At 59.7% G+C, this 22806-nt stretch carries 16 protein-coding genes and 2 pseudogenes; 8 read left to right on the plus strand and 10 right to left on the minus strand.

Annotation, left to right across the window (positions count from 1 at the left end; all coding sequences use genetic code 11):
• Positions 1 to 3 precede the first annotated feature (3 nt).
• From HFO99_RS07285 to HFO99_RS07310, 6 genes are all read left to right on the plus strand, one after another.
• Positions 4 to 1470 (plus strand): alpha-glucosidase/alpha-galactosidase, encoded by a 1467-nt coding sequence (locus HFO99_RS07285; protein WP_222360256.1) that lies wholly within the window; start codon positions 4 to 6, stop codon positions 1468 to 1470.
• A 122-nt stretch (positions 1471 to 1592) separates the two neighbouring features.
• Positions 1593 to 3680, plus strand: a complete 2088-nt coding sequence (locus HFO99_RS07290; RefSeq protein WP_222360258.1) for an ABC transporter substrate-binding protein — start codon at positions 1593 to 1595, stop codon at positions 3678 to 3680.
• Between the two features lie 117 nt (positions 3681 to 3797).
• Positions 3798 to 4805, plus strand: a complete 1008-nt coding sequence (locus tag HFO99_RS07295; RefSeq protein WP_222360420.1) for an ABC transporter permease — start codon at positions 3798 to 3800, stop codon at positions 4803 to 4805.
• Position 4806: 1 nt separating this feature from the next.
• Positions 4807 to 5943 (plus strand): ABC transporter permease, encoded by a 1137-nt coding sequence (locus tag HFO99_RS07300; protein ID WP_222360260.1) that lies wholly within the window; start codon positions 4807 to 4809, stop codon positions 5941 to 5943.
• A 10-nt stretch (positions 5944 to 5953) separates the two neighbouring features.
• Positions 5954 to 7621: an ABC transporter ATP-binding protein gene (locus HFO99_RS07305; RefSeq protein WP_222360262.1), complete on the plus strand. Its 1668-nt coding sequence runs from the start codon at positions 5954 to 5956 to the stop codon at positions 7619 to 7621.
• Between the two features lie 22 nt (positions 7622 to 7643).
• Complete coding sequence (locus HFO99_RS07310; RefSeq protein ID WP_222360264.1) at positions 7644 to 9014, plus strand: alpha-glucosidase/alpha-galactosidase; 1371 nt, start codon at positions 7644 to 7646, stop codon at positions 9012 to 9014.
• 98 nt (positions 9015 to 9112) lie between these two features.
• Here the strand turns inward: HFO99_RS07310 and HFO99_RS07315 are convergent, their stop codons facing one another.
• From HFO99_RS07315 to HFO99_RS07340, 6 genes are read right to left on the minus strand one after another with little or no spacing between them, the layout of a single operon-like run.
• Positions 9113 to 9523, minus strand: a complete 411-nt coding sequence (locus HFO99_RS07315; protein ID WP_261323044.1) for a hypothetical protein — start codon at positions 9521 to 9523, stop codon at positions 9113 to 9115.
• Positions 9501 to 9977 (minus strand): hypothetical protein, encoded by a 477-nt coding sequence (locus tag HFO99_RS07320; RefSeq protein ID WP_222250827.1) that lies wholly within the window; start codon positions 9975 to 9977, stop codon positions 9501 to 9503. The genes HFO99_RS07315 and HFO99_RS07320 overlap by 23 nt, the downstream gene beginning before the upstream one ends.
• Positions 9978 to 9997: 20 nt before the next feature.
• A complete protein-coding gene (locus HFO99_RS07325; protein WP_261323045.1) occupies positions 9998 to 11206 on the minus strand; it encodes a hypothetical protein in 1209 nt (402 codons plus the stop codon).
• A gap of 54 nt (positions 11207 to 11260) precedes the next feature.
• Positions 11261 to 12025, minus strand: a complete 765-nt coding sequence (locus tag HFO99_RS07330) for a TfuA-like protein (protein WP_222360268.1) — start codon at positions 12023 to 12025, stop codon at positions 11261 to 11263.
• Positions 12018 to 13166: a YcaO-like family protein gene (locus tag HFO99_RS07335; RefSeq protein ID WP_222360270.1), complete on the minus strand. Its 1149-nt coding sequence runs from the start codon at positions 13164 to 13166 to the stop codon at positions 12018 to 12020. Before HFO99_RS07335 ends, HFO99_RS07330 begins: the two co-directional genes overlap by 8 nt.
• A 15-nt stretch (positions 13167 to 13181) precedes the next feature.
• Positions 13182 to 16172 (minus strand): ATP-binding protein, encoded by a 2991-nt coding sequence (locus HFO99_RS07340; RefSeq protein ID WP_222360272.1) that lies wholly within the window; start codon positions 16170 to 16172, stop codon positions 13182 to 13184.
• A gap of 190 nt (positions 16173 to 16362) precedes the next feature.
• On the opposite strand from HFO99_RS07340, the pseudogene HFO99_RS07345 reads away from it, so the two are divergent.
• Positions 16363 to 16917: pseudogene (locus tag HFO99_RS07345) on the plus strand (alpha-glucosidase/alpha-galactosidase); the annotation flags it as partial.
• 924 nt (positions 16918 to 17841) lie between these two features.
• Here the strand turns inward: HFO99_RS07345 and HFO99_RS07350 are convergent.
• The gene (locus HFO99_RS07350) at positions 17842 to 18069 is read right to left on the minus strand and encodes a hypothetical protein (protein WP_222360424.1); all 228 of its coding nucleotides are present in this window, start codon (positions 18067 to 18069) and stop codon (positions 17842 to 17844) included.
• 1272 nt (positions 18070 to 19341) lie between these two features.
• On the opposite strand from HFO99_RS07350, the gene HFO99_RS07355 reads away from it, so the two are divergent.
• Entirely contained in the window at positions 19342 to 20010 is a 669-nt protein-coding gene (locus HFO99_RS07355; protein WP_222360273.1) for a hypothetical protein, read from the plus strand.
• Positions 20011 to 20324: 314 nt separating this feature from the next.
• Here the strand turns inward: HFO99_RS07355 and HFO99_RS07360 are convergent, their stop codons facing one another.
• The 3 genes and pseudogenes from HFO99_RS07360 to HFO99_RS07370 form a co-directional block, all read right to left on the minus strand.
• The gene (locus HFO99_RS07360; protein ID WP_222360274.1) at positions 20325 to 20927 is read right to left on the minus strand and encodes a hypothetical protein; all 603 of its coding nucleotides are present in this window, start codon (positions 20925 to 20927) and stop codon (positions 20325 to 20327) included.
• A gap of 635 nt (positions 20928 to 21562) precedes the next feature.
• Positions 21563 to 21702 (minus strand): annotated as a pseudogene (locus HFO99_RS07365) (polar amino acid ABC transporter ATP-binding protein); the annotation flags it as partial.
• A gap of 618 nt (positions 21703 to 22320) precedes the next feature.
• Positions 22321 to 22755: a hypothetical protein gene (locus tag HFO99_RS07370; RefSeq protein WP_222333674.1), complete on the minus strand. Its 435-nt coding sequence runs from the start codon at positions 22753 to 22755 to the stop codon at positions 22321 to 22323.
• Between the last annotated feature and the right edge of the window lie 51 nt (positions 22756 to 22806).

Genomic DNA, 22806 nt, shown 5'->3' on the forward strand with positions numbered 1-22806 from the left:
ATCATGAGTTTCAAAATCGCTATCATCGGTGCGGGCAGCGTCGGTTTCACCAAGAAGCTGTTCACCGACATATTGTGCGTTCCGGAGTTTCGCGACATCGAGTTTGCACTGACCGATATCAGCGAACACAATCTGGAAATGATCAAGGCGATCCTCGACCGCGTCGTCGAGGCGAACGGGCTGCCGACGAAGGTGACGGCGACGACCGACCGGCGCCAGGCGCTCGAAGGCGCGCGCTACATCATCAGCTGCGTCCGGGTCGGCGGGCTCGAGGCCTATGCCGACGATATTAGAATTCCGCTGAAATACGGCATCGACCAGTGCGTCGGCGATACGATCTGCGCCGGCGGCATCCTCTATGGCCAGCGCAACATCCCCGTCATCCTCGACTTCTGCAAGGATATCCGCGAAGTCGCCGAGCCCGGCGCGAAATTCCTGAACTATGCCAATCCGATGGCGATGAACACCTGGGCGGCGATCGAATACGGCAAAGTCGATACCGTCGGCCTGTGCCACGGCGTCCAGCACGGCGCCGAGCAGATCGCCGAGGTGCTCGGCGCGAAGTCGGTGAGCGAGCTCGACTATATCTGCTCCGGCATCAACCACCAGACCTGGTTCATCGACCTTCGCCTCAACGGCCGCAAGATCGGCAAAGATGAGCTGATCGCCGCCTTCGAGGCGCATCCGGTCTATTCGCAGCAGGAGAAACTGCGCATCGACGTGCTGAAGCGTTTCGGCGTCTATTCCACGGAAAGCAATGGCCATCTCTCGGAATACCTGCCGTGGTATCGCAAGCGGCCGGACGAGATCACCCGCTGGATCGATATGTCCGATTGGATCCACGGCGAGACCGGCGGTTACCTTCGTCATTCGACGGAAACGCGCAACTGGTTCGAGACGGAATATCCGCAATTCCTGGAATCCGCCTCGCAGCCGATCGATCCTGCCAAGCGCTCGAACGAACATGCCAGCCACATCCTCGAGGCGCTGGAGACGAACCGGGTCTATCGTGGCCATTTCAACGTCAAGAACAATGGTGTCATCACCAACCTGCCTTCGGATGCGATCATCGAATCGCCCGGCTTCGTCGATCGGTTCGGGATCAACATGGTCTCCGGCGTCACCCTGCCGGAAGCCTGCGCCGCCACCTGCATTTCCTCGATCAACGTCCAGCGCATGTCGGTGCATGCCGCCATATCGGGCGATATCGACCTTCTGAAGCTTGCCGTGCTGCACGATCCGCTGGTCGGAGCCGTCTCGACGCCTGAAGAGGTCTGGCAGATGGTCGACGAGATGGTCGTTGCCCAGGCGCGCTGGCTGCCGCAATATGCCGATGCCGTGCCGGCCGCCAAGGAGCGGCTGTCGAAATCGAAGGTGCAGACCCGCGACTGGGCGGGGGCCGCACGCCGCAACGTTCGCTCGATCGAGGAGCTGCGGGCGGAAAAGGCGGCGCTGAAAAAGGCCGTCTGATTTTGTGAAGGATGGGTCGTCATCGGTTTCCGGGAGGGAAATCCATGACATCAGGCCCGCTTTCATGTCGTTCGAGGAAAAACGAGCCGCCTGACCGCGCTCCGGAACAAGAGGGAGAAACGATGATGAATTTCCGTAACGCAGGCATTCTGGCCGGGCTGGCGCTCAGCGTCTCAGCCGCGGCGCTGAATGCATATGCCTCCGAGCAAACCGTTCCACCGAAACCGGCGGACTTTCCGGCCGAAGGTAAGATCAATTATGTCGCGCGCGACTCCATCCTGGAGTTCAAGGCGCTGCCCGAATATCACGAGCCCGACTGGGTCACGAAGAATTTCGTCGCCACCGGCAAGCTGCCGCCGGTCAAGGACCGTCTGCCGAAGGAGCCGCTGGTCTTCAAGACCGGCAATATGCCCGACGGCATCGGTGTCTACGGCGATACCATGCGCCACGTCATCGGCGGACGGCCGGAAGGTTGGAACTATGGCGCCGGCCAGACGCAGGGCTGGGGCGGCATCGATATCGGCCTTTCCGAATGCCTGACGCGCACCGCGCCGCTGTTCCAGGTGCAGGCCTCCGACACCGAGCCGCTGCCGAACCTTGCCAAGAGCTGGGATTGGTCGCAAGACGGCCACAAGCTGACCATGCATCTGATCGAAGGCGCCAAATGGTCCGACGGCGCGCCGTTCAACGCCGACGACATCATGTTCTACTGGGATGATGAAGTCATCGACCCGAACGTCTCGCCGCTCGGCGGCGGCGCCTCGCCGGAAGCCTTCGGCGCCGGAACGACGCTGAAGAAGGTTGACGATTACACCGTCGAATGGACCTTCAAGGAGGCCTTCCCGAAGCAATATCTCTACACGATGTCCTACCCGAATTTCTGCCCGGGTCCGTCGCATATCCTGAAGGCGCAGCATCCGAAATATTCGAAGAACACCTACGACCAGTTCAAGAACGCCTTCCCGCCCGAGTTCATGAACATGCCGGTCATGGGCGCCTGGGTACCGGTCGAATATCGCCCGGACGACATCATCGTCATGCGCCGCAACCCCTATTATTGGAAGGTCGACGAGAAGGGCGATCAGCTGCCTTATCTGAACGAGCTGCACTACAAGCTCTCGACCTGGGCCGACCGTGACGTCCAGGCCGTCGCAGGCTCCGCCGATTTCTCCAACCTCGAGCAGCCGGAAAACTTCGTCGCGTCGCTGAAGCGCGCCGCCGAAAAAACGGCGCCCGCCCGGCTTGCCTTCGGCCCGCGCCTGATCGGCTATAACTTGCGCATGAACTTCTCCGCCAACGGCTGGGGCAGCCCGGACGAGCGCGGTGAGGCAATCCGCGAATTGAACCGCAACGAAGACTTCCGCAAGGCGGTGACCATGGCGCTCGACCGCAAGGCGATCGGCGACTCGCTGGTCAAGGGGCCGTTCACCGCGATCTATCCGGGCGGGCTCTCCTCCGGCACCAGCTTCTACGACCGCAACTCGACCGTCTACTATCCCTTTGATCTTAAGGGCGCCAAGGCGGAACTCGCCAAAGCCGGCCTCAAGGATACGGATGGCAATGGCATCGTGAACTTCCCGGCCGGCACGGCTGGCGGCAAGGATGTCGAAATCGTCATGCTGATCAACAATCAGTACACGACCGACAAGAGCCTTGCCGAAGGTGTCGTCGGCCAGATGGAGAAGCTCGGGCTGAAGATCGTCATCAATGCGCTCGACGGTGCCAAGCGTGACGACGCCCATTATGCCGGCCGCTTCGACTGGCTGATCCAGCGCAACACGACGGAGCTGTCGTCGGTGGTGCAGAACACCGAACAGCTCGCCCCTGTCGGTCCGCGCACCAGCTGGCACCATCGCGCCGGCAAGGATGACCAGCTTGATCTGATGCCCTTCGAAAAGGAGCTTGTCGATGTCGTCAACAAGTTCAGGACGAGCCAGAACAACGACGAGCGCGTCGATCTGATGAAGCAGTATCAGAAGATCTCGACGGAGCACGTCAACACCGTCGGCCTGACGGAATATCCGGGCGCCCTGATCGTCAACAAGCGGTTCTCCAACGTACCCCAGGGTACGCCGATCATGATGTTCAACTGGGCTGAAGATTCGGTGATCCGCGAACGCCTGTGGGTGGCTGCGGACAAGCAGGGCAAATACGAGCTGTTCCCTGAACAACTGCCCGGCAAGCCCGGCGAAAAGGGCCCGATCAACTAAGCTCCCTCCCAGCTGAAGTGAGCTCCAGGCCGCGCGTGCCGCGCGCGGCCTGACATGACCAACAAGCCGGCCGCGCTGACAAGGAGCGACTGGCGGCAAGGAGAAGCGAACCGTTCGATGTTACGATTCCTGCTCGTGCGCATAGCCTCTGCGATCCCCATTCTCTTCATCCTGAGCGTGGTGACCTTCGCGATCATCCAGGCCCCACCCGGCGACTACGCCGATTATATAAGATCCCAGCTGATCAACCAGGGCGGCGCGTCCTATGCCCAGGCCGAAGCGCAGGCGCAGCTCTACCGGGTCGAACACGGCCTCGATAAGCCGATGGTCGTCCAATACATCAACTGGATCGGCGGGATAGTGACCCGCGGTGATTTCGGCTACAGCATGTTTTACAACAAGCCGGTCGCCGATGTCGTCGGCGAACGCCTGCCGCGGACATTGCTTCTGGCGCTTGTCTGCCATCTCCTTGCCTCGGTGCTCGGCATCGGCTTCGGCATCTGGGCGGCGACGCGACAATATAGCTGGATCGACAGCCTGCTTTCGGGAATTTCTTTCCTCGGCATGACGGTGCCGCGCTTCCTGATGGCGCTGATCATCGTCTATCTCCTGGTGTTCCAGCTTAACGTCTCCGAAATCGGCAGCTTCTTCTCGCCGCAATATGGCGGCGCGCCCTGGTCGTGGGCGAAGTTCGCCGATCTGGTTCACCATGTCTGGCCGGTCGTGGCGATCGCCACCTTCGGTGGGCTCGCCTACAATATGCGCGTCATGCGCGGCAATCTGCTCGATACGCTGAATGCCCAATATGTCGAGACGGCCAAGGCCAAGGGGCTTTCCGGCGCAGCTGTGGTGATGCGCCATGCGGTGCCGAACGCGCTGCACCCGCTGGTGATGTACCAGGGCGTCGTGCTGCCCTACATGCTGACCGGCGAGATCGAAACCGCGATCATTTTCGCCTTGCCGACCGTCGGCCCGGCGATCGTCGGCTCGATGGCGGTCGGCGACGTCTATGTCACAGCCACCTTCATGATGGTGCTGTCGGCGACGCTGATCGTCGGCAACATCATCGCCGACATGCTGCTCGCCCTGCTCGATCCCCGTGTCCGCCAATATGGAGGAGCCTGAGATGCTGGCTTTCGACTCCGCGCCGCCTCCGCCGACGACAGAACTTTCTATCAACAAGCCATCGCGTGGGCATGAAAGCTATATCGCCCTTGTCTGGCGCCGGCTGAGGCGCTCCTGGACCGGCATGGCAGGGCTGGTGCTCGTCGTGCTGTTGATCGTCATGGCGATCTTTGCCGATTTCTTTGCGCCGATGGACCCGAAGGCGACCGATGTCGGCTTTGCGCCGCCGCAGATGATGAGCTTCCACGACAAGGACGACAATTTCGTCTTCCAGCCGCGCGTTTATGCACTCTCCGATTCCGAAGAGCTCGACCCCGTCACCTTCCAGCCGATCGTCGGCATCGATTACGACAATCCGCGGCTGCTCGGCTTCTTCGTCAAGGGCGCTGAATATCGGCTTTTCGGCCTGATCCCGGCCAGCCGGCACTTCTTCGGCTCGACCGACGGTCAGCCGGTGCATTTCCTCGGCACCGACAAGTTCGGCCGCGACGTGCTGTCGCGCGCCATCATCGGCTCGCGCATTTCGCTGACCATTGCCCTGACGGTGGTCTTCATCGTCACGATCATCGGCACGACCGTCGGCATGGTGTCGGGCTATTTCGGCGGCACATTCGATATCTGGTTGCAGCGTTTCGTCGAGCTGGTTCTCGCCTTCCCACAACTGCCGCTCTATCTGGCGCTGACTTCGCTGATCCCGGTGACGGCGCCGACCAATGTCTTCCTTGCCTTCGTCATCGCCGTGATGTCGGCGCTCGGCTGGGCGCAGATGTCGCGCGAGGTGCGCGGCAAGACCTTAGCGCTCGCCCGCATCGATTATGTCAGGGCGGCCATGGCCGTCGGCGCTACCGACACGCGCATCATCATGCAGCACATCTTCCCGAACGTGATGAGCCATGTCATCGTCGCGGTGACGCTGCATATACCGAGCGTCGTGCTCTTAGAATCCTTCCTCGGTTTCCTCGGCTTTGCGGTCAAGCCGCCGCTGATCTCCTGGGGGCTGATGCTGCAGGATACGGCGACCTATTCGGTCATCGGCTCCTATCCCTGGATCCTCTCCCCCGTCGGCTTCGTGCTCGTCACCGTCTTCGCATTCAATGCGCTCGGCGACGGATTGCGCGACGCGGTCGATCCTTATTGAGGTGATTGATATGGCTCTCGCACTGGTCAATTCCTTCGCCCCGCCCGTCCGCCACGACCATGATGGCCGTTCCGACACGCCGATTATCGACGCCCGCAATGTGGCGGTGAATTTCAAGGTCGAAGACGGCATGGTCGAAGCCGTCAAGGATGTCTCCTTTCAGCTCTATCGCGGCGAGACGATCGCAATCGTCGGCGAATCCGGCTCGGGTAAATCGGTGACGGCGCGAACGGTGATGGGGCTGTTGTCGAAGCGCGCCGTCGTCTCCGAGAAATCGACGGTTGCCTATGACGGCAGCAATATCCTGAAATTTTCCGAGCGGGCGCGCCGCAAGCTGCGCGGCGATCGCATCTCGATGATCTTCCAGGAGCCGATGAGCTCGCTGAATCCGATCTATACGATCGGCAGCCAGATCGTCGAAGCGATCCGCGTCCATCGCCGGATCAGCAAGAGGGATGCGCAAAAGCGGGCGCTCGAACTGCTCGAACATGTGCAGATCCCCGATCCTGCCGCGCGGCTCATGCAATATCCGCATCAGCTTTCCGGCGGCCAGCGTCAGCGCGTGATGATCGCCATGGCGCTTGCCAACGATCCCGACGTGCTGATCGCCGACGAGCCGACGACGGCGCTCGACGTCACCGTGCAGGCGCAGATCCTGAACCTGATCCGCAACCTGCAGAAGGAACTGGGGATGGCCGTCATCCTCATCACCCACGACCTGACCGTGGTGCGGCAGTTCTCGGATTACGTCTATGTGATGCAGTACGGCGAAGTGCGCGAGCACAACACCACCGAAGCGCTGTTTGCCAATCCGCAGGACGCCTATACCAAGCATCTGCTTGCCTCCGAGCCGCGCGGCCAGGCCAATCCGCTGCCCGAAGGATCGGATGTCATCCTCGATGCCAAGGGCGTGCGCGTCTCCTTCATGATGCGTCACGGTACTTTTCTCAAGCCAGCGATGCGTGAGCTTGTCGCCGTCGACAGCCTTGACCTGACGCTGCGCCGTCATGAGACGCTCGGTCTCGTTGGCGAATCCGGCTCCGGCAAGACGACGTTTGGCCAGGCGATCCTGCGGCTGAACACGCCCGACAGCGGCGAGATCCGTTTCGACAACCAGCCAATTCATGGCCTTTCCCGAGCCGAGATGCGGCCCTTGCGCGCCCGCATGCAGGTGGTGTTCCAGGATCCTTTCTCATCGCTCAATCCGCGCATGACGATCGGCCAGATCATCGAGGAGGGGCTCGTCGTCAACAGGCTGGGCGCGACCAAGGCCGAACGCCAGGACCGGGTGCGTGAGGCGCTTGTCGCCGCCGGCATGCCGGGCAATATCCTGTCGCGCTTTCCGCACGAATTTTCCGGCGGCCAGCGCCAGCGCATCGCCATTGCCCGCGCCATCGCGCTGGAGCCGGAATTCATCCTGCTCGACGAGCCGACATCGGCGCTCGACCTTTCCGTCCAGGCCCAGATCATCGAACTCCTGCGCAAGCTGCAGGACGAACGTGGCCTGAGCTACCTCTTCATCTCCCACGATCTCAAGGTCGTCAGGGCGCTCTGCCATCGCGTCATCGTCATGCAGCATGGCAAGATCGTCGAAGAGGGTCCTGTCAACGAAGTTCTCACCCATCCCAAGACCGCCTACACCGAACGGCTCGTCAAGGCCGCTTTCGAGGTAGCATGATTACCGAATGCCGGAGGCTATAATGGCAAGAAATCCCAAAATCACCTTTATCGGAGCAGGCTCCACCGTCTTCATGAAGAACATCGTCGGCGACGTGCTGCAGCGGCCCGCGCTGTCAGGCGCGACGATCGCGCTGATGGACCTTAATCCGCAGCGGTTGGAAGAAAGCGCCGTCGTCGTCAACAAGCTGATCTCGACGCTCGGCGTCAAGGCGAAGGCCGAGACCTATTCCGACCAGCGCAAGGCGCTTGCCGGCGCCGATTTCGTCGTCGTCGCCTTCCAGATCGGCGGCTACGAGCCCTGCACGGTCACCGACTTCGAGGTGCCGAAGAAATACGGTCTGCGGCAGACGATCGCCGATACGCTCGGCGTCGGCGGCATCATGCGCGGGCTTCGCACCGTGCCGCATCTCTGGAAGGTCTGCGAGGACATGCTCGCCGTCTGCCCCGAGGCGATCATGCTGCAATATGTCAACCCAATGGCGATCAACACCTGGGCGATATCAGAGAAGTATCCGACCATCCGCCAGGTCGGCCTCTGCCATTCGGTGCAGGGCACGGCGATGGAACTGGCGCATGACCTCGATATTCCCTACGAGGAAATCCGCTACCGCGCGGCCGGCATCAACCACATGGCCTTCTATCTCAAATTCGAGCATCGCGAGGCCGACGGCTCCTACCGCAATCTCTATCCCGACTTGCTGCGCGCCTATCGCGAGGGCAGGGCGCCGAAGCCCGGCTGGAACCCGCGCTGCCCGAACAAGGTGCGCTACGAGATGCTGACGCGGCTCGGCTATTTCGTCACCGAAAGCTCGGAGCATTTCGCCGAATACACGCCCTATTTCATCAAGGAGGGCCGAGACGACCTGATCGAGAAATTCGGCATCCCGCTCGATGAATATCCGAAGCGTTGCATCGAGCAGATCGAGCGCTGGAAAGGCCAGGCGGAAGCCTATCGTTCGGCCGACAAGATCGAGGTCGCGCCGTCGAAGGAATATGCCTCCTCGATCATCAACTCGGTCTGGACCGGCGAGCCCTCGGTGATCTACGGCAATGTCCGCAACAATGGCTGCATCACCTCGCTGCCGACCAATTGCGCCGCCGAGGTGCCCTGCCTCGTCGATGCTTCCGGCATCCAGCCGACCTTCATCGGCGACCTGCCGCCGCAGCTGACCGCGCTGATCCGCACCAATATCAACGTCCAGGAGCTGACGGTGCAGGCGTTGATGACGGAAAATCGCGAGCACATCTATCACGCAGCGATGATGGACCCGCATACCGCAGCCGAACTCGACCTCGACCAGATCTGGTCGCTGGTCGACGATCTGCTCGCCACCCACAGCGACTGGCTGCCCGAATGGGCACGCACGACCCGCAAGGTACAGGCCGCCTGACCCCCTCTCCCGGGTAAGGCGTCAAGAAGCCCCGCGGTCGCAACAACCGCGGGGTTTTTTGCGTGAGGATGGGCGGGACGGCCGGGATCAGCAATTGTCTACCTTGGACCGCCTGCCATACGCTCCTTCAAGCTCTCGACCTCTTCGGCCAGCTTGTCGAGATCGCTTTGCGATGCCGCTTGCGATGTCGCCACTATCCTGGGAACATAGATCTTCCCGCTGGCATCGCGTTCATCGGGAATGTTGTATTTGAATATTCGCTGTGCTGATTTGGCATCCGTCGCCCGGACGAAGACCATAGCTTCGTTGTTGCTATCTAGCGCAACCGACATGTCGAAGGTACCGGGGCTCACAGCTAAGTTCTCGAGCTTTTGACCCTTTTTGTCCACGTAGGGACTAAGCCCATCGTGCACTGTGAAAGCGGTGAAGGCTTCCGTCACGTCTATTGTCACGTCACATGGCATGATTGTTCCCCCCGTTGGAAGTTTAATCGTTGCTGAGGCGACCATTGCGATGGGCCATCCTGAGTGTGATAGCGTAGGAGCTCGGAGACCTCTTGCCAGGCAACTGGGCATCCAGAATAAGCGTCCTGGCGTCGCCGAAAGCCGTCGAGATCTCGAGGATTTGCGAGGATGCTGTAAGCCGCCACATTTTGTACCCCAAATCTTTGTCAAAGCCGCAGCCGGCTGCAGGCTCGGCATGCGGACCTGTGACAACGAAAATGCGGTTGGAATCCAGCCTGTAGCAGTGACCCTCGAACGCATAGCCGTAAGCAAGGACTGTCGATCCGGTGATGCCGACTCCGCTTGCGAGTTTTATCTGCAGTTCCGCCTTTCCCGCCATCCCGACATCCAGGTGGGTAATGCCGTGGGCGTCGTTCAAGTCTATGCCGTAGAGTATGATCTGGCCCGCCACATAGGGGAGTCCAGGAAGTGAAGGTGCTGGAACGCTGTCGTCTATCATCGATGCCTCCCGTCGTTTGATTAAAGAATGCCGCGCCACCTCATGCAATCTTCGAGCTGGTCGATATAAGCGCGCCCGCGCCCCCGCCAGGCGGCCTCGAGCAAGGCCGAAGCCGCAGCCTCGAAGGTCAGGCTATCCGGGTCGAGATATGTCCATGAGCGCGTCACAGCTTCGCCCACCACGTCCCGCGCCTCCTGCAGAGCGGCTTTCGTGGCGAAATGCGTTACGTCATAGGATGTCGCCGATGCCCGAAATCCTTCTTCTATCAGCGCCGGCGCCATCTGCTGGCGAAGATCGCTGAACTTCCTGGGATTGATCTTCGACAGTCCGCGCTCGAACAGCAGCGACTGGTAGACCTCGATCAGGCAGTCGAAGAGGCCCGCCGCAAAGGGCTTCGACTGGTCATGAACTTCCTGGCTGACATCGCCGATGCGAAGCGAGTTGTTGAGCGATCTAAGCTGCTTTTCGTCGCTGAGTTCGGCAAATTTGTCGAGTTCGTTGTGCAGGAGCAAGTTGCCTCTTGTGCGCCGAAGCAGCCGGTCGAGCGCGGTATCGAATTGCAGCAATCCCAAGAGCGATATGAAATCGGCGATCGCTTCGTGGTAGGAAAAGAAGTCGCTGCCGGATCCGTCGCTTTCAAGGATCCCAAGTTCGCTCAGCAGAATGAGATGCCCCATTTCATGGGCAACCGCGTCGAAATTCAGTGCGAAACAGGATGTCGGGCTTTCCGGCTCGCTCTCGCCGAGTTCCAGAAAGCCGAAGCCGGATTGCGCATTCTGCCAATGGGGAATGCGGGGAACGATTTCCAGCCGTTCCAGCGTCGGCTCGAAGAACCAGCTGATCGGGCGCCCGGCATAGCTCTCGCAGATATCGAGAATCCGGCGGGCGCAGGCATAGCTGTGTGTCGAAAGAAATGCCGGCGAACTAGGCCCTATGTGATCGAAGTGCCCGTCGGGGCCGGGCTCTGCGGGCGGCTGCAAAAGGCCGGGATAGGGGGGGATATAAGGCGCGGCATAGGGCGTTTTCGGTTCGATGGGATTTGCCACATAAATCCGGCTGTCGGACGGCCCTGCCAGGATGGGTCCCGCTGAAGGTCCGATCCAAACCACTTCGGGCTTTTCGTAACCGGGAATGAAGGATGGCTGCGGAAAGACAAGGAAACGCGTTCCGAGCGGCCGCTCCAAAGCCGACCCGTCGCCTGCGCCCTGCGAATGTGTGATGGCATCCAAAGCTGCCCCCACCGCTCGTTGCCCAACGCCGAGCGATCTTGTACTATACCAGTACTACTGGTATTCCGACAATAGCGTTTCGAGCATTCCGCAGTAATCCATGTCATTGGCGAATGATTCCGTAAGTTCAAACTCGAAAGAAAGGGGCTCGTTCAAGCCATTGATCTTGTGATCGGCCAGATATCTCAGGAGATTTACAGCGTCGGTTCGCTTCTGGTTTATGGCTCGGGCTTTTAGCCACGCCTTTAGATCTGCGATCCGGTCTACAGCGCTGAGATTGTTTTCCGCCGCTGCGAAAAGGCTTGCGAACGACCTTTCGCTGAAGTGCAGCGAGCGTGCCAGGAACTCAAGCTGATGTCTCAGCCGCCTTTCGATGACCCCGACGCGTTCCGCTTTTTTCAGGCTCAGCCTGATGTCGATAAGAGCGTCGCCCAATGCGCGCGAGCCCAGCTCGACGGGAGCCATCGGCACCGTGACGTCGGCATCATCGGCGAGCGGGTGCCGTCGGTACCACCGGTAGATCAGCCCATGCCCGAGCATTCCCTGGGGAGCGAGTTCCGCTGCTCTGAGCGCGCCTATGCTGGCCGCGCCGTATATGCGGAGCCCTCGGGCCATTGCCCAGCGAATTTCCTGGTGGCGAACGGCGGGACGCTGCGCGAAGACGCCGTCGATCAGCACGATCGCCGACGGAGCGTAGTCCGCCACGGCGCGCACGACATCGCCGCAGCCGACGGGAGGTAGATAGATCGCCTCCAGGAATTTCCGCGCCTCCGTCGTGGAGAGGGTGGGGCCGAGAAAGACAATGACATCGTCACCCAAGATCCGCCTCCGGATTTGTTTCCAGCGGAGGAGCAACCACCCGGACGACGTGAAGAGGGACGCGATCATCCGAATGAAGAACCACAAGGATGGCCACCTTTGCGCCGGCCAGCTTCAACGCCTCGGCGATTGCTAGGATGGAGCGGCCGCTGGCGACAGGAGCTTCATCGGGGCGGTAGGAGCTGCTGCCCTTTACGAGTTGCGCGCGCCATGCGGCAAGCTCCGAGGCATCGGCATATGAGTACACTTCGCCGCTGATATCGTCGCGCGCAGCCGAGATCACCCCCAGCCGCGATTGACACGCTTCGAGCAATGCGCTCGTCAGCGCGCGATCATGGCTGAAGTCGCAGCCGAAGCCTTCTGCCGGCAAGGGCGCAAATGGGGCTCTGGTTGCATCCTCCATCACGTGGCACCAGTAGATCGGCAGCGCGTGTGGCGCCGGGATTTTCCAGATGCCGACCACAAACCCCGCCTTGGCGAGCCGTCGCATGATTTCCCCGGCGCTGCCTGAGTGGACCGACCGGGAGTCGATCTGGAAGCGATCGAAGAAATGCGGCGTCTTCATCGCCGTGCATCGCGCCTGCCGCTCCAGAATCTCCCGGCAGGCATGCAAGGCCGCGCTTTGCAGGCTGGTGCCGGCTGCCAGACCCGTTGTGTCTCTGGGCATCCAATGCGGATGAGGCGAGGGGACGGTGTAGGTGGAGTCGACAAGGGCAAGCGGGACAGGGGTTCTCCGGCCTGAAAGCAGATCCAGCCCGTCGATCCAGGAAAGCCTCTCCGCCTCTCGCCCGACGCCGAGGTGCGACCAGAATTTCTGCTCGTTCATCTCGCGGAAAGCCGCTCCGAAGACGCGCTCTGGGGCAATCCGCTCCGAGGCCCATCCCTCCAGGGATTCCATCAGGCCCGATATCGCCGCAAGTGTGAGGGTCAAACCCTTTCCTTGGCTGACGGCGACGGAAAGGGAGCGCGGCCTGACAACTTGGACGACGGGGATGCCGATCCGGTCGAGTTCTGTTACCGAACCCAGCCTGGTGATCCCGTATTCGTGCTTGCGCGCCAGGATGCGCTGCACCGTCTGCCAGGGATCCGGGGGCGAGAGAGTAGGGGCATCAAAGATGTTGTCGAGCACCCCGTGGTCCATCGCCTCCTCCTGGCCCTATGACCTTGGCAGTCCGTCTAAGGCGCGTTTTGCTCTTTCGGCCAGCCAGGTGGCTTTTTGTCCTTCGGCAATCTGCACCGCCCTCATCAGGTCTCTCCTTATCAAGGATGGAGGGTCGTTCAGATCTCGTCTCAATCTTGCGCTGAGGCGGTAGAGTTCGGCGAGCCAGAACCGTTGACCGCTGTTACGGCCAACGTTGATCGCATTGTGAATGGTCGCCAGGGCTTCAGCAGGCTTGCCGAGCCGTCGCAGCACCTGCGCATGCATGTCGCTGTGCATGGAAAAATTATCGTCAGTGCCCAATTGCTGCTGGAGCAGCAGACCGTGTTGGAAACGCTCTTCACCCCGTTCGGCAAACGACGTCATCAGCTCCGCCCAGCCGCAATACATGTTGGCGCGCGCCTGGCTGGCGGCGAGGCCGTGTCGCTCGGCAAGCGCCAGCATTTGTTCGCCGATGTCATGGACATCGTCATATCTGCTTTGGCAACGGCGAAGGACGACGGCGTAATAAAGTGCGTGAATCATGCTCCCGGCATGATCGGTCGAGGCCGCCCAGTCCAGGCACTGTCTGATCGCATCTTCACTGGCATCGGCATCGTTGAGAAGCAGGTAGGACAGGGCGCTCTCGCCCAGGCCGCAGACCTTGGCATCATGTCCGCCGAAGAAGGCGCGATTTCTGACCGCTCTTTCTGGCTCGTAGAGATCAAGGCCTCTGGCGACGCAATCGAGGCAGAATTCGTGCTCGCCGGCGTGGAAGCTTGTCGCCCATCCGCAGTGATAGGATTGAAGCCGCGTCTCCTGATCTTCGACGACTTGCATGTCGCCGACGAGGATACGCGCGCGAGACTGTTGCGTCAGAATGTTGGGCGCCGTGAACCACCATCCCCAATAGACCGGGAAATGTTTCGACCGAACAGCCGAGGCCTGTTTCCTCAGAAGCTGCATTGCGCGGGAATAGGTGCGCCGCGCGCTTTCCGAGCCCTCTCCCTCCAGTGCGCTCGCAACGACCCCCTGAAGTTCGAGCAGGCCCAATGCCAGTTCGGTGCGATCGGGATGGCGCCGGGAAAGGCTGTCGACCTCCTGCGCGCAGAGCTCGAGCGACACGTTCGCCTCGTGCATGGCGGAGCGCAGAACGCTTGCCTCGGCCGCCGCCAGGGCAAACCTGGCCGCGGCGGCGTGCAAGCCTGCTTCGGCGCATTGCCAGGCCGCGATGGCAGCCGGCAGACTGGGCTTTGCTTCCCCGATCAGGAGTTCGCCGATCCTCTTGTGTATGCGTCGTTTGTCGCTTTTGAGAAGGCTGCTGTAGGCGGCTTCCTGAGTGAGTACGTGCCGGAACTGAAAAGAGCCGGGCGTGGCGGAAGAGGGCTCGATGATGCCTTGGGAAACCAGCCGCTCGACCGCGACCTCCACCGTCTGCCGGCTGACCCCTTCGAGAAGGTAGGCGAGCAGCGAGATGTTGAATTCGCGGCCGATGACGCTCGCAAATTGCGCCGCCCGTCGTGCAGAACCGGTCGCCGCGAGTCTGGCGGAAAGCAGATCATTCAGCGAGCTGACGCCACCTTCCAGAAGCAGCCCTTTCCATTCGGATGAGGCCCTGCCCAAGGGTTGCCTTCCCAGGAAGAAGTTGGCCAGTTCCTCCGCGTAGAGCGGCATGCCATCGCATTGATCCAGGATGAAATCGGACAGGCCCGGCGGGGGACGCTCACGCCAGACCGAGGCGACGAGATCGCGAACCGCCGCAGATGCCAAGCCGGATAATTCTATCTCGGTCGCCAGTGCCAGGGATCGTCTGATCCTCGATGTCTGAACGACGAGGATCGGCAACTTGCCTGCGAGCAACCCAAGCCGATCGATCAGCTCCAACGTCATGCCGTCAGCCCAGTGCACATCCTCGAAGATGAGGAGCGTCGGAATGCCAGTCGCTTTGCACGTCAGGATGTCGGCAGCGGCTTCGATGACCTTCCGTCTGAATGCGCGCCCCGACAGATCCGACACGCGAATATTGCGCGAGGTCGCCGGCGACCGGTCTGACGTAAATGAGAGAATGGTGTCGACGATGTCTGCGCCTAGGTCTCGGCCGGATGCCTCAAGAGCCTGCATGAAAGCCGCGCTATCGCCATCCTTCAGAACCGAAGGTTCGGCCACAAGCCTCTCGAGAAACGACATAAAGGGGTGCAGAGGCTGGCTCTCCAGGCGCCTGCCGCACTGAAAGATCAGGGTCTCGTGTGAAGTTTGCGATAGACTGCGGGCGAATTCGCCCATCAGTCTGGATTTGCCGATGCCTGCCTCTCCGACCACGGTGATCGAGCTGCCCTTGCCGTCGAGAGCTGAATTCCAGGCGCTCGAAAGAGCGGCAAGCTCTCTTTCCCTGCCTCTTATCGGCCGGTCCCATTCATTGAATGGCGACAGCGCGGCCGTTGATCGATCGCGTTCCTGCGGGCGCCAGAGCGCAAACGGCTCTTCGAAGCCTTTGAGTTTGGCTTTCCGCACTAGGCTGTAGTCGAACTTGTGTCGCGTGAGCTGAACGGTCGAATCTGCGACCAGGACCGAATTCGGTTCGGCCTCTGCTTGCAAGCGAGCCGCCAGGACCGGTGCTGTGCCGACGATCTCGTCTCCTTGCGTGGAGAATACGACAAGACCTGTGGCAACCCCGATCCGCAGCCTGAAAGCGGTGCGCGCCTTGCCCTTGGTGCTCGTTGCAAGGCCCAACAATTCCAACGAAGCCTGTACCGCACTTTCAGCCGCATCTTCGGATTGATCGGGATAACCGAAGAAACAGCATCCCCCATCACCGAGTCGCTGATGAAGAAAGCCTCCATGCTTTTTTATGATCGTCTCGGCACTCTGATGTAAAGCCGACACGGAACGAAAGAACTTCTCCGGCTCGCTCCGCAACAAGAGCTCCGTCGAGCCGACGATGTCATAGAAAATGGCAGTGACCTGTCGCCGCTCACCTGTAAACCGAATTCGCGCATCGAGGTTTTTCATGCCGGGTCGCCCAACACCACAGAAGCCTTTCTCAGGACATCCGATTTATAGCTTGCATGCAAGCTTTTCGTGCGGCGATGCTAATTTATGAATCAGTTGTTGGACTGCGGCTTGATAATCATGCGCTCTTCAAACCCGCGACGCATGCCCGGCTGCATCGCTTCTGGCTCACCATGCTGTTTGGCGTATGCTCTTCATCAAGGAGGGCCGCGAGGACCTGATCGAGAAATTCGGCATTCCGCTCGACGAATATCCGAAACGCTGCATCGAGCAGATCGAGCGCTGGAAAGGCCAGGCGGAGGCCTATCGTTCGGCCGACAAGATCGAGGTTCAGTCGTCGAAGGAATATGCCTCCTCGATCATCAATTCGGTCTGGACCGGCGAGCCCTCAGTGATCTACGGCAATGTCCGCAACAATGGCTGCATCACTTCACTGCCTGCCAATTGCGCTGCCGAAGTGCCCTGCCTCGTCGACGCCTCCGGCATCCAGCCGACCTACATCGGCGACCTGCCGCCGCAGCTGACCGCGCTGATCCGCACCAATATCAACGTGCAGGAGCTGACGGTGCAGGCGCTGATGACGGAAAATCGCGAGCACATCTACCACGCCGCGATGATGGACCCGCATACGGCAGCCGAACTCGACCTCGACCAGATCTGGTCGCTGGTCGACGATCTGCTCGCCACCCACGGCGACTGGCTGCCCGAATGGGCACGCACGACCCGCAAAGTACAGGCCGCCTGACCCCTCTCCCGGGTGAGGCGTCAAGAAGCCCCGCGGTCGCAACAACCGCGGGGCTTTTTGCGCGAGGATGGGCGCTTTGCGATTAAGGGATCTGTCGGTTGTCGATCATCTGTCTCATTCCAGATCGCACTTTCCCGAACGTCATGGTGACCTTGATGCCGGTTTTGTTGTCACAATAAGTTGCCGGCGGGCCATCGGCTGTTGCGCAGGCGAGATGGCGATCCGTCGAATTGGCGGAGCTCTTGCCGGGCGACTTGAATTAAACACAGTCCGACGCTATCTAACGGTCATCGGCGTTGCTGGTGAGTGCTCCACGCGAGCGTTCGCGACTGCCGAAGTCGCTTATCTGCTTTTGACCACGGATGTACTGGCACTGGTGTGAGAGCGATGTTGGAAAGGTCGGTGCGATTTCGCCCCGGCCTTTTTTATTTGCCCGTTAGCCAGGGCGGCAAGTGTTCCCTCAAACGACATCGGTATCGTCTCCAACAAGGTTGGCTGCGTCTTCAGGGCTCAAATTGGGTCGACCCGGTCGAGAGTCGACGTGCCTTCAGCGAACGGGGATGGTTCCGGTTCGACGATACGCTCGATCCATATGCCCCTGAGCAGATCAGCGAAAGCGCGACGGCGGCGCGCTTTCGGTGGGCGGGGACGTTGGACGTGTCTGGCTGGGAAAGGTGAGGTCGAAGTCGCCTGGAGAGAGCGGGGCGGCCCTATCGTCGAACTTCCCGCAAGTTCCGATGGGTTATGGCAGCAAACGTCTCCATCGGGCAGTCACCGTTCAGTTAGACGGTTCGATCTGCTACGACTGGACGCCGGAGGGTTGGTCGTTGTGTTTCGATTAAAGGAAAAGCGATTGTCGGTATGAACGCCTGACAAAAAGGGTGCCCTCTGTCAGAGCCCTCGTTCGCTTGCCCGGTGAACGGTTTACTCGGCGGCTTGCCGGAGAGGGTATTCTTCTGGGAGATCCACCAGAGCGATGATCTCGAAGTCCGCGGGCATAGCGTGCTGATCGGTTCCCAGGAGCGCCAGCGTCCAATAGTCAGAATCCTCCCCGAAGACCGTGGAGACCCGAACGATCGTCGGTCGTCCGTCGAAATACTTCGAGGACTTCGCCCAGTAAAATGCATCCGGAACCAAACTCGCTGCAATCATGACGCCTACCCCCGTGACCTGTGGATAATAGCGGAAAACCTGGAAATGAGAATACCTCAGCTTGTCCAGGTCGTCGTCGGGCGGAACCTTCAAATGGGCGGCTCGACTTTGCTACCATCCAGTCCGGCTAGTCCGCTGATTCAGGAGGTGTCTGGCGGTTCCGAGGCACTGACGGTGGTTCGAAGCGCGACGAGAGTCGTTGCGGTCGTAGCTTGGTGATGCGACGCAGCTCCTTTGGAAGCTCCCTGCCGATTGAGCCACACCTGAACAGAAATCCGGTTCCGCACTGCGCATCTACGGTAAGGGCCGCCGTTTGCCGCGGGCGCTGACGTCACGTACTGGCGCTGACCCGCGTGCATCCCCTTGCCTTGGGCGCCGCTTATCAAGCTTCATCCCTGCGAATGGTCGATAGCTGTGCTGCAGATGGATATATGCTCCGACGACGGCAGTCTGGCTGCCTCGGAACTTTTGATCTCGCCAGTCTGTTCGTACCGTTGAATGGAGGAGCTGACCATGTCCAGAAAGAATAATGCCCCATCACAGGGGGGCAATCCTAAAGAGCAGCCTGTCAATCGCCCTGACCGTAAGGAAGCGCCACTAGAGACTGACGATCGCAAACCCCCGGCTCGAGATACGAGGGAGGCACCGGTGCCCAACCCAAACGGCGAGCCTGTCGACAAACCTTAGCAACTGCCGGATCCTCGTGAAGCAACTTTAGGATCGAGTTTGCTGTTGTCTGGAACAACGACGATCCAACCGTCTCGCGAGGCCATCACCGATAGCGTACGTGGTTGGTATGATCCATGATCGTTTCCTCCTTTGTGGAGGAAGGATAATCGGAGCGCAAACTGAATGTTCCAGCCGTAGGCGTCAGGGTCCGCTCATCTTTCTCACCAGGTCGATAAGCGCATTGGTCTCATCGTTTGCAGACGCAGGATCTGAAGCCGAAGCTTGGCAGCTAATGCACAAGCGGTCCTTGAAAGCGATAGCGTTCGATCTCACTTGATATACTGACTTTGATTTTGAACTGACAGCTTCTTGCCAAAGGAGCTGCCGCCGGTGCTCAGCAAAGACGCCTGGTGACGTCAGGGAAACCAGCATGGCTATCATTGACCAAATTTTTGTCTCCTCCGCTCGCTCAACAGTAGGCGGATAGACGAGGAAATAGTGTTCCTTATCTTCTCAGTTCGCGGCACATTGGAACGGAGAGTTCTGATTCCGTCTGCGCGTGCTTTTGACGCGACCCGCATCTCCAATCGAATGAGGTGACTTTTGACGCAGTTCTTCGAAACCACTCAAGGAATAATGGCAATGGGAGCGCTGATTGCTGCCGGTGGCTTCACTGCCGGCGCCTGCATCCCCACCGTGATTCAGCTTGCAAGAAAGCAGATCAATCGACGCTCACGAAGCGAGGCGAGAAATCTGGCGATGATGACGGTGCTGGCGCTCGACGACTTCGTTGGCGCAAGCTATGCGGCAGTCCGGGACGTCCCAGAATTCAATCCGATGGATGAAGGCGAATTCGCGTTTCACGTTCCCGATCCTGTCCTTTCGCTTCCGAAGGACGCCGATTGGAAGCTTTTCACTACCGAGTTGTCAGACGAAATCTTGTGGCTGTCGAACCGGGTCAAGAACCTCAACTATGCGTTGGATAGCCTCGATCTGTCTCGGCCCGGGTACGATGGCTTCTTTGAAAAGCGCCAGGAAGGTTATGCGGGTCTTGCAGCGGAGGCCATGGACCTGATTGAGCGCATGCTCCAAGCGTTCGGTCTGACGCTGCCTACCAAGCCTGACTACTATCGCCAGCGTGAGGGCCTCGTATCGGCGATCCAAAGCGTGGGAGAGCGAAGCTCCGGCCGTCGACCCACTGGGACTGTCACGCAATCAAACGGATCGAATGTCCTGTACCTATTTCCAAAGACAGGCGATGAAGCCGACTGATTTAAAGGAACCGCGCTCACGAACAACTTGAGCTTAAGAATGACGAGTGGTGCTAAGAAGGTCGGCAGTGCGAGATCCGAGAGAACAAATCAAAGTGGTATCCACGCGGCCGACACAGTTTCTTTGACCAAAGACGTGTGACGCCATTTCGATCGGTCGGAGTTGGTCCCGCACGTGGTTGGCTTTGTCGATCAGATCTACTCGATAGCTCATGGCCGTCTCCCGATGATCAGTTTAGTTCGGAGGCGGTCGCTCAGCGTTCAGGAAATTGATGCGAAGCTGCTTTCGTGCTGGCAGTATGACCTCACGATCAATCAGTTGCCCCAGCCAATTTGGAACCGATCAAATCGAACCTCGCTCAACGGCTGGTTGGAGGAGCCCAGCCTTACCGAACGAAGAACGAGACGAAGCTCGGGGGAATAGTATTGTTCAAAAATAATCGGGGGCAATCCCGTCAGTTCGAGACGGCTGTTGATGGCCCAAACTTTGTAGGAACAAGACGCGATAGTTTCCTCTCCCCAGCCGTCGAACCTAATAATAGTAGCGCCCGAAACGGATTTTTGGCCATTGATGAAAAGTGTCGTCTCGGATTGCCAGTTCCTCTTCTGTGGTAGATCGTCCAACCCAATCGCATTGGCGTATTTCAGCTCATGCGTCCCGTTGGGACCAACTCTCTTTTCGACGAGCAAGGGGTGCAAATATACAGCCGACACCGGCTGCAGTGAACGGTTACGCTCCACCAGCTTTTGTTCGGTGAGACCCGGACCGTCCGGCTGGTAGAACACGGAATAGAAAGGCACTTCTCTGGTAAGCAGCACGCCCTGTTTGGTTTCTTTAGCGCTCAAGCAACTGCCAGAGGCGGGCGCCGCCAATGTTAGTCCAACCAACAGGGACAGACTTCTCAGCAAGATCGACATTCCAGCTATCCCTCATCGACCCGATGTCACAACGACAGCATGACAAGTTCGCACCTCAGCTATGAGTATGCACGGCGCGACTTTGTCGCTGTGGAGCCGCCCGTGGCAAAATACCTTCGCTTGATACCGAGCAAGGCCGCTTTCGTCCACGGAATCGGGATCTCAAAAGGGTCCTGCTTCTCTTCGAGGTGCCCGCTGCCGCTTAACAAACGCGAGAAGCCCTGATCCATGCCGCCGACGAAGCTGGCATTTCGGTGATCACCATCGTTCACTGAGTTTCGCAGCCGACGATGAAATGAGCTCAGGGGCGTGCCGCCTGCTTCTTCTTGCCGATCGCCTTCGCATACTCTGCTCCTTGATCTCCTCAAAGCGGGCCCGCTTTAACTGGTATCAAAGGCGTTGCCCAGGTTGCCAGCGTCGACATCTGTTCAATGGCCTCCTATTACTCCTTCGCGGACCCGGCGGCCGGGAAGGCATTCTTCGCCATGAGCATCGTCGCCGTTCCCGCGCGGGGGTCACCCGATCTGCCAACGCGATGCAGCACCTGCGATCCGTGGGCGGTAAACGCGGTGAGGTCTCGTCGGAGCCGTGACCGAGTCACGTAACGGGCGGAACTAGTGGCGCAGGATCTCGCCGCCGGCATCCATGAACACCACGCGTTGCGCGACCTTGCGGGCAAAGCCCATTTCGTGGGACACCATCATCATCGTCATGCCATCCTCCGCGACAGCGACCATGACATCGGATCGAGCGCCGAGGTTGGTTCGTCGTAAACAGCCAGGCGGTGTTTCTAAAGCGGTCGAAACACCCTCTATCGGCTAGTATCCGCCCATATTGCCGCGAACTGGGCCAATCCCCAGCGGCTGTGCATAGGTCGTGTTGTCCGATCCACTGGTTGCGCATCCTGAGAGTGTCATGAAGACGATTGCTGCTGCTACAAGAATGTTTTTCAGAGGCACGGCGTTCTCCGATCATGGCAGGCTGCCCAGGCCTCAAGGGCCACGCCGAGGACTTTCCGTTAAATCACCGACAATGGCAAGCGCGTGGTTAGTTGGCGGTAAGTAGCGATATGGCCTCTTCAAGCGTCTGCCTGACTGGATAGTCGCTCGGCGAGGCATCTTTCCCCAGCACGCTGACATAGATGTGGGTGCTGCTGGTGAACGCCCTGACTTAAGTCCCTTGGGGGCGTCGTCGGCCAGCGCAGAAAACCTGGACCCGCCAGTTGACCAGCAGGAACCAACTGCTCCAGAAATCTGCCCCCTCAAAATGTCAGCGATAGTCTATGCCGCAGGAGCAGCGACCCGACGGTCCGGGTTAGGCGTCGCGCGTGCCACCCGCGACGGGGATCGATGCATCCCCGACCAGCACGTCAGATGGTGGCCTTTAACTTCAATCAGCCAAAGAACGCACGAAGCTGAGCGAAAAACCCGCTTGGTTTGCAGCCTGCCATCTTTCGCAAACGGCGAGCGACGACTGCCGCGCTGACGCGTTCACCGAAATGGCAGAAGCACACAAGATCATGCAATTGCTCATCGCCGAGTTCGAAGAACCGTTTGGCCTCTCCATAACTGTCGTTTTCCATTCCTGCCGCCCGCAGCATGGGATCAGCGAATGCAACAGAGATCGGCGTGCCGTCAGCCCGCAGAGCAAGCCGATCGGCCATCGGCTGATACTCGGTTTCGTGAAGTGTCTTGAGAAACGGTCTGGGGCTGTCTTCGAGACTTTCGGCCCAGCGTTCAAGCCGTTCGCGCCAAGTCATTTCAAGGCGCTTGCAGGTCGGGCTGACAGTTGCGATGCTTTTCAACTGGTCTAATGCGTACTGTTCCATTTCGGCCTCCTATCTCCGGAAAAATAGATGGTCCGCCTCCCAAAAACAGCG

It is taken from the genome of Rhizobium leguminosarum (genome assembly GCF_019798305.1).
Lineage (GTDB): Bacteria > Pseudomonadota > Alphaproteobacteria > Rhizobiales > Rhizobiaceae > Rhizobium > Rhizobium leguminosarum_U.

Bases quoted from the DNA above. Each gene is read 5' to 3' on its own strand.
- HFO99_RS07285 (WP_222360256.1), top strand. From the start codon at position 4: ATGAGTTTCAAAATCGCTATCATCGGTGCGGGCAGCGTCGGTTTCACC.
- HFO99_RS07290 (WP_222360258.1), top strand. From the start codon at position 1,593: ATGATGAATTTCCGTAACGCAGGCATTCTGGCCGGGCTGGCGCTCAGC.
- HFO99_RS07295 (WP_222360420.1), top strand. From the start codon at position 3,798: ATGTTACGATTCCTGCTCGTGCGCATAGCCTCTGCGATCCCCATTCTC.
- HFO99_RS07300 (WP_222360260.1), top strand. From the start codon at position 4,807: ATGCTGGCTTTCGACTCCGCGCCGCCTCCGCCGACGACAGAACTTTCT.
- HFO99_RS07305 (WP_222360262.1), top strand. From the start codon at position 5,954: ATGGCTCTCGCACTGGTCAATTCCTTCGCCCCGCCCGTCCGCCACGAC.
- HFO99_RS07310 (WP_222360264.1), top strand. From the start codon at position 7,644: ATGGCAAGAAATCCCAAAATCACCTTTATCGGAGCAGGCTCCACCGTC.
- HFO99_RS07315 (WP_261323044.1), bottom strand. From the start codon at position 9,523: ATGGTCGCCTCAGCAACGATTAAACTTCCAACGGGGGGAACAATCATG.
- HFO99_RS07320 (WP_222250827.1), bottom strand. From the start codon at position 9,977: ATGATAGACGACAGCGTTCCAGCACCTTCACTTCCTGGACTCCCCTAT.
- HFO99_RS07335 (WP_222360270.1), bottom strand. From the start codon at position 13,166: ATGGACCACGGGGTGCTCGACAACATCTTTGATGCCCCTACTCTCTCG.
- HFO99_RS07340 (WP_222360272.1), bottom strand. From the start codon at position 16,172: ATGAAAAACCTCGATGCGCGAATTCGGTTTACAGGTGAGCGGCGACAG.
- HFO99_RS07350 (WP_222360424.1), bottom strand. From the start codon at position 18,069: ATGATTGCAGCGAGTTTGGTTCCGGATGCATTTTACTGGGCGAAGTCC.
- HFO99_RS07360 (WP_222360274.1), bottom strand. From the start codon at position 20,927: ATGTCGATCTTGCTGAGAAGTCTGTCCCTGTTGGTTGGACTAACATTG.
- HFO99_RS07370 (WP_222333674.1), bottom strand. From the start codon at position 22,755: ATGGAACAGTACGCATTAGACCAGTTGAAAAGCATCGCAACTGTCAGC.